We start from the raw sequence: 12,840 nt of genomic DNA, 5'->3' as shown, positions 1-12,840 counted from the left end.
CCGGCGAGCTTACAGCCGTCGCGGTGCGCTGGACAGCGAATGACACCCGTCACGGATCAGGACGCGTGGGCAGGAGAGGCCCGGGACGCTCCCTTTCCGGGCACTCCCCCGCCGGGCCGCGCGACGATGGAGCTCATCGCCCGTCGCGCGCCACGGAACCCCGGTCTCCCCTCCTCCCCGCGCGCCGGAGCGGCGCGAGCGCGGCCAGGAGCAGCAGGGCGAGCCCCGCCTTCGGCGTGGAGCCCCGCGAGAACGCGCAGCCCGACGCCTCGCGCTCGACCTGGAGCACCTCGCTGCGCTCGCTCTCGTTGCCCGCCTCGTCGATCGCCGAGACCGCGATGTACACGTTGCGGCCCACGTGGTCCTCGTCCACGTAGAGGAACATCGAATCGCCCTCCAGCCACGCGTCCGGCTGCGACTTGGCGAGCGCCTGCTCCGGGCTGAAGCCCACGTACACGGCGTAGACGAGCGCCTCGGCGGGCGTGTGATCGTCCTCGCTGGGCGCGGCCAGATCGAACGTCAGCGTGGTCATGTCCGGGCAGCCGCCGTAACCGCACGCGGGCTCGTTCGCGTGGAACTCGATGTCTCCGCCCGCCAGCACCGGCGCGCTCGGCGGGGTGCCATCGACGACATCCGACGTCCGGACGAGGCGCTCGACAGACGGCCTCAGGCGCAATCGGTACGTGGTGTCAGGGGCCAGCGTATCGGCGGGGCGAATCACGCTGTAGCCCGGCGGGGCTACCGGAACGTCGGAGCCAGCGCCGGCGACGGCGGCGCCGGTCTCCTCTTCGACCAGCAGGTGCGACAGCTCCGGGAGCTCGCCCCAGATCACGATCGCCACATTGCGTGGCACCGTGGCGGGCTCTCCCGGCGCGGCAGCGCGAAGGAACCCCTCCGAGACGCTGGTATCCACAGGGTCGCAGGCGCTCGCGGGGCCGCCGGCCGTCAGCATGCCGAGCGCGGTCGCGAGGGTGAGGCACGTTCCGAGCTTCATGCGGGGCCAGCAGAGCAAGCCGCACGCCACGTGGGCGTGTACGTGAACCGGCGTGGCCCGGCGCCACCGGGGTCTGATCGCCGCGTCGCGTTCTGCCCGCGCCGACCCCGCCGCGCGCCGCAGCGCGCCTCACGCCTGCCGGGCGGTGGAGAGCGCCGCCTCGGGCGCTCTCCACGGCACAGCGATCAGGCCGAGGGCCGGCCGATCCGGCGCCGGATGGCGTCCTGGACCTCGGCCGGGAACGAGCGCAGGTACTCGTCGGGGAAGCCGCGCAGCGCCTCGTCGGACAGCGCCAGCAGCTGGTGCGCGGGCGACAGCCCGGCCAGCCGCTCTTCCGGAGCCAGCCCGGCCAGCCGCTCCTCCGGCGTCAACCCGGCCAGCCGCCGCTCGACCGGCAGTGAGTCGAGCAGCTTCTGCAGCATCTCGTCGTAGCCCTCCATCTCCTCCACGTCTTGCATCGTACCCTCCTTCGCCGGCCTCACCCACTGCCGCAGCCACTGCTGCGCCTCGGAGCCGAGCACCGGGCGATGGCTGAAGATCCTCAAGAAGTCGTCCTGCTCCGCCTCCGCCACCTCATCCGTGACGACAAGATAGGTCGTGTACACCGCGCCGTCGATCCGGCCGTAACCTCCGCCCAGGCGCGCCAGCGTCCAGTCCATTTCGTCGAGCTCCCGGACCAACGTGCGCGTAATGCTCGCGACGACGAGGACCAGCGTGAGCTCGCGATAGCTCGACAGCCGGTCGATCTGAGCCACGTGATGCTGCACGCCGTAGCCCCACAGGCGCAGGAGATCTCCGCGGCGAAACGCCGACCGGGCAGGGCTCTTGTACTCGAGCAGCGTGTCCGTTCCGAGCAGCGGCCAGAGGCCGCGCAGCCCCCGGGCGCCGCCGCCCTCGTGCGGCGCGCCCTCCTTCCGCAACAGCAGCATGTCCGCGCGCTGCGGCTCGATCGTGAGCGGCACATCGAGGTGGACGGAGATGTTCGCGGGCGCGCGGGCGCGAACCAGGTTCGCGAAGCCCAGGTGCCACAAGTTCCGGGAGGTCGTCGCCATGAAGGACCATCCAGAGGACGCCGGAGAGCGGCGCGCTGGATTGCGCGCAGGCTCCGCTGCAGCGCAACGGGTGGGCGTCGTTCATGGGTTCCGGACAGCCGCGCAGCGCTATCTCGGAAACGACATGCAGCCAGGGGGCCTCAGCCCGGCCGGGCGGTGAGCCGCCGGTACTCGTGCTCGCGCGCGAGCACGAGGAGCAGCTCGTCCCTGTCATCGAGCCCGAGCGACGCCGCATAGCCGTCGAGGTAGGTCGGGACGGGGCGGCCGAGCTCGGCGAAGTACCAGGCCAGGAGATCCTGCGGCGCGACGCCGAGGGCCTCGAGAGAAGGTACCTCCAGGCCGCGCTCGGTCAGCACCTGCTGCTTGTGCTGCGCCCGGGCGTGGAGCTCGCCGTAACGGCCCATCATGCGCAGCTGGTCGGGAAGGAGGCGCTCGATCTCGGGAGCGAACATGGTCTGCACCCAGCGCAGGCGGGCCTCCCGCTGGATCAGCCCGGTGAGGCCGTCGACGTCGAGCTGCTGCTCCGCGATCCACGCGCGGATGCTCTCCGAGGTGAGCAGGCCCTTCTCCCGGCGAACCTGGGTCAAGACCTCCTCGAAGAGCTCCAGGGGTACCTCGAGCGCCTGGCGCCGCGCCTCCTCGACGGCGAGCGCCCGCGCCAGGGCGCCGAGCACGGCGTGACCGTAGGACCACGACCCCTCGAGCCGAAGCTCGTCGAGGACGACCTCGGGCTGCACGAGCGAGCGCGCCGCCGCGGAAGCTCCAGCCTCGGCCGGCCGGCGCGCCGTCCCGCCAGGCTGCGCCGAGAGCTTGCTGCGGCCGGCGCGCCGAGAGACCTGATCCCAGACGTCGGTATAGGAGAAGTGATAGGTCACCTGCTGCGCGGCCGGCGCACGCGCGCGCCGCGCGGCCATCGCCTCCAGCATCGCGACGGCGTCGCGCCGCTTCTGATCGACGCGGCCCTCCGGCAGCCACCGCCGGAGGGCGTCCAGCGCGTCCGCGGGCACGCCCTCCCGCGCGCCGTCCGCGAGGAGCCCCCGGAAGCTCCGCTGGGCGTAGAACGTTCGCTTGGCGATCGCCTCCAGCGCCCGCGCCGTCTCGGCGCGGAGGACGGCCCCGCCCACCGCGGCGTCCAGCGTGGCGCGGATGTTCACCATCGCATCCGAGAGCGCGCGGTAGCCGTCCTCGGCGGGACCATGCACGATCGCGACCTCATCGTCGTCCGTGAGCGCGCCGCGATGGTACGCCTCGAAGACGAGGCCGACGCCCACCATGCCGAACGCGTGGAGCTCCGCGGCGCGCAGCGCCCCCATGCTGGCGCTGCCGAACACATGGATGCCCTGCGACATGGCCCAGAGGATCTCCTTGTGCCAGACGGCGGGGAAGCGCTCGAAGTAGCCATCGATGATGCCGATGGCCCAGGGCTTCTCCAGCGTGGCCCGGTAGACGTCGCCCTGCGCGACCGGCGGCAGGAAGACGGCGCCCTCGAGCAGCGCGGCGCCGTCTGCCGGCGCCAACGTCGGCCCGGTGAAGACGATGACGGTCATGCCCGCCCGGCTCCTCTCGCGGCCCTGCGCGCGCGGGCCCGCGGCCCGGGGACGAAGCCGGGGACGTCGTCGACCGACTCGAGCCCGGGGACGATCACCCGGACGACCGCGACGTCGAGCCCGGTCTTGCTCAGGTCCACCACGATGACGCGATCCATCCCGGCCGAACGGAGGCCGTCGAGCGCGCGCGCGACGTCCTCGTCGAGGGTGTCCCCACCACCAGAAGGGATGTGCCGGAAGTCGCGGAGCGGCCCGCCCAGGTGCGCGATCTGCGCGCGGCCCTGCTCGACGTAGTCGGGGTGGCGCACCCGCTCGAAGCGATCACGGCCGCCGTCGTCGCGGGAGCCGGCGATGAACGTCAGCCGGCTCTGGGCTGCCTCGGTCAGCGCCCGCAGCAGCGCGACGCCACGATCCGGGTGACAGCCCATCCCCTCGGTGGCGTAGAGGAGACGGAACGGATCCGGCTTGCTGTCGACGATGAGGCAGAGAAAGGAGGGCAGCCCGAGCTCGGTGGTGGTGTCCCACACGCCGACGGCGACGCCGGCCGCTTCGTAGAGCGCGAGGACGCGCCGGCAGGCGGGGTCATCGACGGTGTCGAGATCGACGCGGGAGCCGGGGACCTCCGCCCCGCCGCCGGCCCGCCAGAGCGTCGTCGCGTCGCGCTCCACCACCTCACAGATGCCATGGCTGATGGCCTCGAGCAGGTGATTGCCGGACGCGAGGCCGTTGGAGCTCATGACGAAGGAGCCGCTGCCGGCCGGGAGCGGCAGCGTGTAGTTCGTGTGCACCATCTCGTAGGGGACCCAGACCGGCTCGTCGTGGAGCAGGTCGTGGCCCTCGACCCAGAGGAGCCGGTGGTGCTCGTGGAAAGCGCTGACCGAGAAGCGCGGCAGGGCGGTGACATCGACGACCCGGTAGGCCCTCGAGAGCTCGCGGTAGCTGGCGAGCTTGAGCGGCAGATCGATCGTCTCGGCGTGAAACGACTCGATCGATTCCATGAGGCCCGACGCCCGCGCGGCATCCGCGGTGAGACCCTTGCCCTGGGACACCGCCAGAGAGGCGGAGTTGGGGCGGCAGACCATGACGACCGGGAGGCCGATGACATCCAGGCCCGTGACGTCGGCCACCCGGGTGACGCCGAAAGCGGCGAGGTGCGGCGCGAGCCGCGCGAGGGTCTGCGCGGGGGGGACGAGGCGGTGGGTGCCTTCCCGGAACGCCTTCAGCAAAGGCTGGGTCATGCGCGGGGTCTGCGGCGGGGGCCGAGGGGCGCGCGCGCGAGCGCCGGGCGCCGCGCGCTCACCTGGCCTTGGAGGCCTTGGTGAGGCCCTCGATCGCGGCGCGCGCGTACTTGGCCGCCTGCTCGGCGCTCTCGAGCACCTTGACGGCCCTGCTCAGGGCCTCCTGGGGCTCGTCGAGATCCATGGCCAGCGCCGAGGCGGTGGCCTGGGCGGCCGCCAGATCGGCCCCCTCGGCGGCCATCAACACGTCCTCGATCGGATCATCGCTGTCGGACCTGGGGGTCGGCTTCTCGAACGGCGTGACCCGGCGCAGGCTGGACAGGTTGACGAGATAGCAGGCCTGATTGCCGGGCCGAGGCTTGATCCAGGCGAGCGAGACGCCCTGCCGGAGCAGCTCCGTCGTCCGGTCGTAACAGGGGGCGCACTTCTCCTGCGTGATCTCGAACTCCGGTCGCATGAAATGCTCTCGCCGGAGGTAGTAGATCTTCCCGTTGTCCGCCGCGATCACCAGATCCTCATCCTTGTGCGGCGCCCTCTTGGGCTTCGGGCACATCTCGCCATGATCGCCTGACATGCTTGCCTCCGTGGTCGCAACAGGCGGTCCTGCTCCGACCGCGCCCGCGTGCCAGCCGCGCTCGATCTCGATCGGAGCCAGGCGAAGGTCGTCGGGACGCAAGGCACCATCGCAGGATGGTCGAGCCCGTGGACCGTGCCATCCTGTGCGAGGAGGCTCACCGATGTCAAGGTGACGTTCGCGCGGGAGCGCGGTCTCGCGAGCGCGCAGGACAGCGGGGTGCCGCGAGCGGCCCCGCGCGCCGTCGAGCGTCGGCTCGGCGCAGGATCAGCTGATGCCCATGGGCGCGCCGCCCTCGGCGACGAACCGATCGGCGATGTCCACGAGGAGCGCGTCGGTGGCGGGCTTGCTCTTCACCGTGACCTGCGTCTCGTCCGGCAGGAGCACGAACGAGCCGATCACCTTGCCGTCGAGCCGCACCTCGTGGCTGCCGCCGGGCGGAGCGGAGGCGACCTCGTAGACCTTGCCGTCGCGTGCCTTGATCTTCATGCCGTAGCGGTAGCACGCGGCGGCGCGGCGCGGGGTCGCCTGCCGACGACGCCGCGAGCGCGCGAGCACGGCGGCGCCCCCCCCTTCACCGCGGGCGGATGGCGCGGTAGGATGCGGCCGCGCCGCGCGCGAGGAGTGTGCACCGTGCCGAGATTCGATCTGGTCCTGATCCCGTCGCTTGCATCGGCGAGGCGGGGCTCCGCGCGGAAGCGGCCCGGGGGAGCGTCATGACGGCGGCCTCCTCGCAGCTCATCGAACCACGGACCGACGCCGCGGGTCCCCCGCTCGACGCCGATTGCTGATGGCGATGCCAGACTCTGGCCAGCCCCACGAGACCGGCGGCGGCGGGTGGATCATCCTCGGCGTCCTGAACGAGATCCTCCTCAAGCTCGCGAGCCAGCCGGATCTGCGGTCGCTCTGGGAGGAGGTCTGCTCGAGCGCGCGCTGGATCGTCCCGTCCCAGCGGCTCTGCGTCGTGCTCGGCAACGACGGCGGCGGCGCGCGGATCGCGGCGCGGTACGAGCGCGGCAACTTCGAGTACGGCGCGCCCCAGGGCGGCGGCGTCGTCGTGGACGCGTGGATGGTCGCGGCGCTGGAGGCGCAGCGCGCCGCGTGGTTCAAGGGGCCCTGGACCGAGGCGCGGGAGGCGGACCAGGCGCGCGCGTGGCTCCTCGCGGAGGACCCGGACGTCGTCTTCCACGTGCCGATCCAGGTCTACAAGAAGACGATCGGCACGATGCTCTTCGCCCTGGAGGACCAGCGCCAGATCGACCGGAAGGCGCTGGCGAGCGCGACCACGTACGCGCTCTACGTCGGCGCCACGTACACGATGCTCAAGAACTCGCTCGACCTCGCCGCCGCGAGCGCGCAGCTGCGGGAGCAGAACGAGGAGCTCGAGCGCGTCCAACTCGAGCTCCGGCGGCAGCTCGACCGGGTCCGCGCGCAGCACGAGGCGATGCTCGAGATGTCGACGCCGATCATCCAGGTGTGGGACAGCGTGCTCACGCTGCCGGTGATCGGCACGGTCGACGGCGCGCGCGCGGCGCGGATGATGGAAGAGGTGCTCGCCGCGGTCGTCCAGCACGGCGCCCGCTTCATGATCGTGGACCTCACCGGCGCGCAGGCGACCGACGCCTCGACGATCGAGCACCTCCTCAGGATCTTCGCGGCGACGAGGCTGCTCGGCAGCCAGTGCATCGTCTCCGGCGTCCCGGCGGCGATGGTCGGGCGCCTCCTGGAGGTCGGCGGCAGCCTGGAGGGGATCCCGGTGTTCAGCACGCTGAGGAGCGCGCTCGAGCACGTGATGGGCGCCCTCCGGCAGCGGCCGCGGTAGGCCGCCCCCCGAAGCGGCGGCCGGACGCGGGCGCGGCGCCGGCGGCGCGCTTCGCGGCGCGCCCTGTGATACGCCCGCGGGCGCAGACAGGAGCGTGACAGATGAAGCTCGCAATGATCGGACTCGGGAGGATGGGCGCCAACATGGCGCGCCGGCTCATGCGCGGCGGCCACGAGGTCGTGGCGTTCGATCTGAACCAGGACAGCGTGAGGCAGCTCGGCGCGGAGGGCGCGGCGACGGCCTCGTCCCTCGGCGAGGTGGTGGCGCAGCTCGCGTCGCCGCGCGTGGTCTGGGTCATGCTCCCGGCGGGCGCCCCGACCGAGCGCGTGGTCCAGGAGCTCGGCGAGAAGCTGGGCGCGGGCGACGTGATCATCGACGGGGGCAACACCTACTTCAAGGACGACGTCCGCCGCGCCAGGGCGCTCGCGCCGAAGGGCATCCGCTACGTCGACGTGGGGACGAGCGGCGGCGTATGGGGGATCGAGCGCGGCTACTGCCTCATGGTCGGCGGGGCGCCCGAGACGTTCGCGCTGGTGGAGCCGATCCTGCGGACGCTCGCGCCCGGGCCGGGGGACATCCCGCGCACGCCGGGCCGGCGCGAGGCGCAGAGCACGGCGGAGGAGGGCTTCCTCCACTGCGGCCCGGTCGGCGCCGGCCACTTCGTGAAGATGGTCCACAACGGGATCGAGTACGGCCTCATGCAGGCGTACGCGGAGGGGTTCGACATCCTGAAGAACGCGGGGACCGAGCGGCTGCCCGAGGAGCACCGGTACGCGCTCGACCTCGGCGAGATCGCCGAGGTCTGGCGGCGGGGGAGCGTGGTGGGCTCGTGGCTGCTCGACCTCACCGCGATCGCCCTGAGCGAGAGCCCGGAGCTCGCCGGGTACAGCGGCTTCGTGCAGGACTCCGGCGAGGGCCGCTGGACCGTGATGGCGGCGATCGAGGAGGCGGTGCCCGCCGAGGTGCTCTCGTCGGCGCTCTACGCGCGCTTCCGCTCGCGGCACGATCACACGTTCGCCGAGAAGGTCCTGTCGGCGATGCGCCACAAGTTCGGCGGGCACCTGGAGCGGCCGACGGGGGGCTGAGCGGGGCGAGGAAGGAGCCGCCGGCGAGGGGTAGCTCGGGCGCCCATCGGGGAGATCGAGGGGCGTGCCGATCCATGCAAACGTCCCCCGCCCCGCCGTCCCCCGTCCCCCGTCCCCCGTCCCCCGTCCCGCCGTCCCCGTCCCGCCGTCCCCGTCCCGCCGTCCCCCATCTTCCGTCTTCCCTCTTCCGTCTTCCGTCTTCCGTGCGCGTCCTTCGTGCGCGTGCGCGTGCGCGATTCCTCGGAGTCAACGCGCACGCGCACGAGCACGAAGAGGGAAGACGGAAGAGGGAAGAGGGAAGAGGGAAGAGGGAAGACGGAAGACGGAAGACGGAAGACGGAAGACGGAAGACGGAAGACGGAAGACGGAAGACGGAAGACCGTGTCAGTCCCACCTAAGGACCGCTCTAGTCTAGAACAGCCGAGGCGAACGTCTTGGACCGAGGTGCGAATGCGTCCGAAGGAAAAGAAAGGATCTCCCGCGGGCGCGTCTTTGACCGAGGGGGAAGAGCGCGCCCGTGAAGCGATCGAGCGCTGGCGCGCGTCTCCGGCACCCGCGTGCCTGCTGCACGGTGCTTCGGGAGCCGGCAAAACGGCGCTGTGCGACCGGCTCGTCGCCGAGGCGCGCGAGCGTGCCGGGGTATGTGCCGCTGTGGTGCACATAGAACGATCGCGCCGCTTCGCCTCCGAGCATGAGATCCTCACGTCGCTCCTGCAGCAGCTCGGCGAAGACGTGCTGCGCCCTCCGCGGGACCTCCTGAAGCTGCGCTCGGAGCTCCGGAACCGGCTGGCCAATGGCCAGGATGAAGACGAGCCCGAGTTGCTCCTCGTGCTCGATGGTCTCGACGAGTGCATCGACTGGCCTCACGATGGGCGCATATCCACGCTTCGGGAGCTCGGGAAGCACGTTCGATGTGCGGTTTCGATCTCCGGTGGCGAGAGCGAGGCGCACGCCTGGAGGGAGCGCCTCGGCTGGAACGGCGTTTATGCTCATCTCGTCGAGATTGCACCCGTTTCCCCCGCGGCGGCGGAGAGCCAAGGCGTCCCGAGCGGGGCAGACGCGAGCGCGCACCTCGCCCTCGGCGGCGCTCGTGTCGCCTCGATGCTCGCGTTCGCGGAGCCGAGCTGGGTACGCCCTGTCTCCGCCGAGGCGCTCGCCGATGCCCTCGTCGATCTCCGCCGCCTGCGCGATCGTCTCGGAGAGGAGGTGGTGCGTTGCAGGTCCCTCACTCCGAACCTCGCCGCGGCGCTCGTCCGCTGCGCGGCGGCGCAGGGCGCGGCGGCGACGCTGGGAGACGCGGAGCCGTGGGCGAGCCCCGATGCCGACCTCGTGACGCCACGACTCGACGCGGACGCGGCGCGCGCTCTCTCCTTGGTCGCCCTCGCAGCGGAGGTCTCACCGTCCCCCCGAGCCGGGGTCCTCGAGAAAGCGTTCGAGATCGCCGATCGCACGGGCGCGCGGTGGTCGAGCCCCTCGGCGCTGATCGCCGTGGCCGAGGCGGCAGAGGGCGAGCGGCGCATCCGGATCGCGCGCGCCGCGCTGGACGTTGCGCGCCGTTCGGACGGGGGGGACGCGCCCCGGGAGCTCGTCGCGGCGGCGGGTCTGCTCCCCGAAGAGGAAGCTCAGGAGATCGCGGCAGAGGCCATCGCGCGCGCTGGAGGGGCGCCACCCGCGCTCGTGCCTGTCCCGGGAGTGAGCGAGGCTTCCGCCGTCGCGCTGGAGCGAGCTTCGCGTTCCCTGCCCGCGCCCCAGCGGATTCGGGTCCTCGCCCGGCTGCTCGCCGGCCTGCCGGCAGCGGCGAGGGCTCGCGCTGTCCAGGAGATCGAGCGGAGCTGGGCCCCCTGGTGCTTCGAGAACGAGGCGGAGGCCGCGGCGGTAGCGCCTTATCTGACCGAGCCTCTCCTGGAGAGGGCGCTCGAGGAGGTCCCGGTCTGGCCGGTGCACGCTCTCGGCGCGCGGCTGGTATCGCTCGGGCGAGAGGACGAGGCGCGCGCGCTCGTGCTGCGATGGGCGGGGAGCAGCGCCGGGTACCAGGCGGACGCGCTGCTTCGCCTCGGCGAGAGGCTCCCTCCGGGAAGGCGGCCGGAAAAGGAGGTAAAGGCCCTCCTCGAAGAGCTCGATCCGGAGAAGCGATGCAATTTGATCAAAGAGCATCCCTCCGCCTCGGTCGCGATCCTGGGGGCGGAAGCGGCTTTACGGATCGCGGACGACGGCGGCGAGCCGTCCGGGAGCTATGTTCGAATCGTGGCACTGGCACGGCTCGCCAGCGCCCTCCCCGAACCGATGCGCGCCGAGGCTGCCCAACGCGCGGTGCTCGCCTTCGAGGCAGGAGGCGCGGACGCCGACGCGCTCGGCGATCTCTGCGAGGCAGCGCCGTGGATGAGCCCTGCCGACGCGGCACGGCTGCTGTCGACGTGCCTGTTCGACGCGTCGGGAAGTCCGTCGCTGGCCGGTGTCTTCCAGGGATGGGCGAGCGTGGCGCAGCTCGCGGGCGTCCTTCGCCGGGCCCGAGGCGAGGAGGCCGTGCTCGCGGCCGCCGATGAGGTGACCTTCGCCGGAAGATGGCTGCATTAGCTGGCGGTAAGCTATCGAAATGAATGAATTTAACCGATGTCCCCGGTCTGAAAGCTCTCCGGCAGGTCGGGCTCCTCGGGCTGCGCTCGCTGCCCGGCGGCGAGGAGCGCCTCGGCAACGAGCATCGCGTCGACCGGCCAGAGCTCGGGCGGGCGCCGGTGCTTCGCCCCCGCCTCGGGCAGCGGGCGGCAGGACAGCACGAGCCGCCGGAAGCGATCCGGCACGGCGTCCCGCCCGTGAACCGCGCCGAGCAGCGCGCCGGCGATCGCGGCGTTCGTGTCGGTGTCGCCGCCGGCCATCACCGTGTCGACGAGCCCCTGCTCGAGCGAGGGCGCGTGGAGGAGCCGGTAGAAGGCGTTCTGCAGGGCGATGACGACCCAGCCGGCCTGGTGCGAGGAGCTCCGGGGCGGCGCGCGCTGCGCGGCCTCCAGCGCGGCGAGGACCACGCGCTCGCCGCTCCGCTCCGCCTCGGCGCGCGCGGCCGCGAAGGCCCCATCGACGCCGGCGCCGCCCACGGCGGCGGCGATGGCCGCGACGAACGCGCCGGAGGCGGCGCAGCAGACCGGATGGGGGTGCGTGAGCGCGCTGTCGTCGCGCGCCCACACCGCAGCCTCCCGCGGGCGGCCCGCGCCGAGGATGCCGAGCGGCGCCGCGCGCATCACCGAGCCGTTCGCCTCGCTGGTCAGGCTCGCGGCCGCCCTCGCGCTGTCGCGGCGCGCGCCGGGCGAGGGCGCGCCCGCGGCGGCGCGGAGCGCGGCAGCGACGGTGTTGCCGACGTCGAACGGGCCGGAGCGGTACCAGTGCACGTAGGCGTCGAGCGCGGCCTCGGCGACGAAGCCGCGCTTGCGGACGATCGACCGCGCCAGCATGAGCGCCATCTCGGAGTCGTCGGTCGGCTGCCCGGCGAGGGTGTTCCACGTCCCGCCGTCGGCGAGGTCCCGGACCCCGCCCGGACAGAGGCGCTCGATCTGCTCCGCGCTCCGGAACTCGACGAGGGAGCCGAGCGCGTCGCCCGCGAGCTGGCCGAGCAGGCAGCCCTGGGCCCGGGAGAGCGCGCCGGCGCCCTCGATCAGCAGGCTGTGCGACGGGCGCAGCAGCCCGTACGTCCCCTGAGGCGCCGGGATGCGGCCGTGGATGACGGCGTTCCACGGGCGCCGCGCGAGCTCCTGGACGACCGCGGGGGCGCCGCCGAAGAGGCGGCAGATCTGGCCCTCGCGCTCCGCGGTGTACGCGATGGGCGCGCCGTCGTCGTCGACGATCTCGCCGCCCGCGGCGCGCACGAGCGCGTGGCCGGCCGCGTAGTCCCAGCAGCGCGGCCGGCTGAGCGAGACCGCGGCGACCCCCTCCCCGACCGCCGCCAGCGCGAGCCGGTAGGCGAGGCTCGGCAGCGAGAGGAACCGCGCCGGCGCGACGCACCGGGCGTTGCGGGCCGGGAGGTAGTCCGCCGACTGCGAGAGCAGCACGACGGCGTAGCGATCGAGCGTGGCGCCGGCGAGCGACGACGAGACGGGCGCGCCATTGCGCCGGATCGGCCCGGTGCCCTCGGCCCAGGCGATGAGGTCGCCGTGGTCGTCGGGGTAGGCGTACGCGAAGACGACGCCGAGCACCGGCGTGCCCTCGCGCAACAGGCCGATCGAGACCGAGGCGCCGCGGTAGCCGTGCAGGAAGGACGCGGTGCCGTCGTGCGGATCGACGACCCAGCGGTGCGACGGGTCCGCGCCGTCCAGGGTGCCGGTCTCCTCCCCGAGGAACGCGTAGGGGGTCGCGCGGGTGAGCGCGTCGCGCAAGAGGCGCTCGACCTCCACGTCGACGTCGGCGTGCGTCCCGGCGCCGCGAGGGCCGCCGGGGCGGTGGAACTCCGCGCGGAGGAGCGAGCCCGCGCGGCGCGCCGCCTCGACGGCGAGCGCGAGCTCAGCGTCGTAACCCATGCCGGTCCCGTGGCTCCAAGCGAGGC

The 12,840-nt window shown here is 72.8% G+C and carries 10 protein-coding genes and 1 pseudogene; 3 read left to right on the top strand and 8 right to left on the bottom strand.

The window, feature by feature from the left end; genetic code table 11:
* Positions 1-133: 133 nt before the first annotated feature.
* From WME98_RS46295 to WME98_RS46270, 6 genes are all read right to left on the bottom strand, one after another.
* Positions 134-994, bottom strand: coding sequence for a hypothetical protein (locus WME98_RS46295; RefSeq protein WP_437948012.1), 861 nt, complete (start codon positions 992-994; stop codon positions 134-136).
* 185 nt (positions 995-1,179) lie between these two features.
* On the bottom strand, positions 1,180-2,046 hold the full coding sequence (locus WME98_RS46290; protein WP_437948011.1) for a hypothetical protein: 867 nt from the start codon (positions 2,044-2,046) through the stop codon (positions 1,180-1,182).
* Between the two features lie 140 nt (positions 2,047-2,186).
* On the bottom strand, positions 2,187-3,593 hold the full coding sequence (locus tag WME98_RS46285) for a TfuA-like protein (RefSeq protein WP_437948010.1): 1,407 nt from the start codon (positions 3,591-3,593) through the stop codon (positions 2,187-2,189).
* Entirely contained in the window at positions 3,590-4,831 is a 1,242-nt protein-coding gene (locus WME98_RS46280) for a YcaO-like family protein (protein ID WP_437948009.1), read from the bottom strand. Before WME98_RS46280 ends, WME98_RS46285 begins: the two co-directional genes overlap by 4 nt.
* Before the next feature lie 58 nt (positions 4,832-4,889).
* Positions 4,890-5,405, bottom strand: a complete 516-nt coding sequence (locus WME98_RS46275; RefSeq protein WP_020736230.1) for a hypothetical protein — start codon at positions 5,403-5,405, stop codon at positions 4,890-4,892.
* A 267-nt stretch (positions 5,406-5,672) separates the two neighbouring features.
* Positions 5,673-5,894 (bottom strand): hypothetical protein, encoded by a 222-nt coding sequence (locus WME98_RS46270; RefSeq protein WP_020736229.1) that lies wholly within the window; start codon positions 5,892-5,894, stop codon positions 5,673-5,675.
* Positions 5,895-6,201: 307 nt separating this feature from the next.
* Between WME98_RS46270 and WME98_RS46265 the strand changes: the two genes are divergently transcribed.
* Both WME98_RS46265 and gnd read left to right on the top strand, forming a co-directional pair.
* Positions 6,202-7,227, top strand: a complete 1,026-nt coding sequence (locus WME98_RS46265; RefSeq protein WP_437948008.1) for an STAS domain-containing protein — start codon at positions 6,202-6,204, stop codon at positions 7,225-7,227.
* A 101-nt stretch (positions 7,228-7,328) separates the two neighbouring features.
* On the top strand, positions 7,329-8,312 hold the full coding sequence (gene gnd, locus WME98_RS46260; RefSeq protein WP_437948007.1) for a phosphogluconate dehydrogenase (NAD(+)-dependent, decarboxylating): 984 nt from the start codon (positions 7,329-7,331) through the stop codon (positions 8,310-8,312).
* Positions 8,313-8,580: 268 nt separating this feature from the next.
* On the opposite strand, the pseudogene WME98_RS46255 reads toward gnd, so the two are convergent.
* Positions 8,581-8,691, bottom strand: a pseudogene (locus tag WME98_RS46255) (inositol monophosphatase family protein); the annotation flags it as partial.
* 2 nt (positions 8,692-8,693) lie between these two features.
* Between WME98_RS46255 and WME98_RS46250 the strand changes: the two are divergent.
* On the top strand, positions 8,694-10,886 hold the full coding sequence (locus WME98_RS46250; RefSeq protein WP_437948006.1) for an AAA family ATPase: 2,193 nt from the start codon (positions 8,694-8,696) through the stop codon (positions 10,884-10,886).
* A 29-nt stretch (positions 10,887-10,915) separates the two neighbouring features.
* On the opposite strand, the gene WME98_RS46245 is transcribed toward WME98_RS46250, so the two are convergent.
* The gene (locus tag WME98_RS46245; protein ID WP_437948005.1) at positions 10,916-12,814 is read right to left on the bottom strand and encodes an inositol monophosphatase family protein; all 1,899 of its coding nucleotides are present in this window, start codon (positions 12,812-12,814) and stop codon (positions 10,916-10,918) included.
* Positions 12,815-12,840: the final 26 nt, after the last annotated feature.

The sequence above is a fragment of the Sorangium sp. So ce296 genome (assembly GCF_051529605.1).
GTDB lineage: Bacteria > Myxococcota_A > Polyangia > Polyangiales > Polyangiaceae > Sorangium > Sorangium cellulosum_D.
This window is presented reverse-complemented; position numbering and strand designations above follow the sequence as displayed.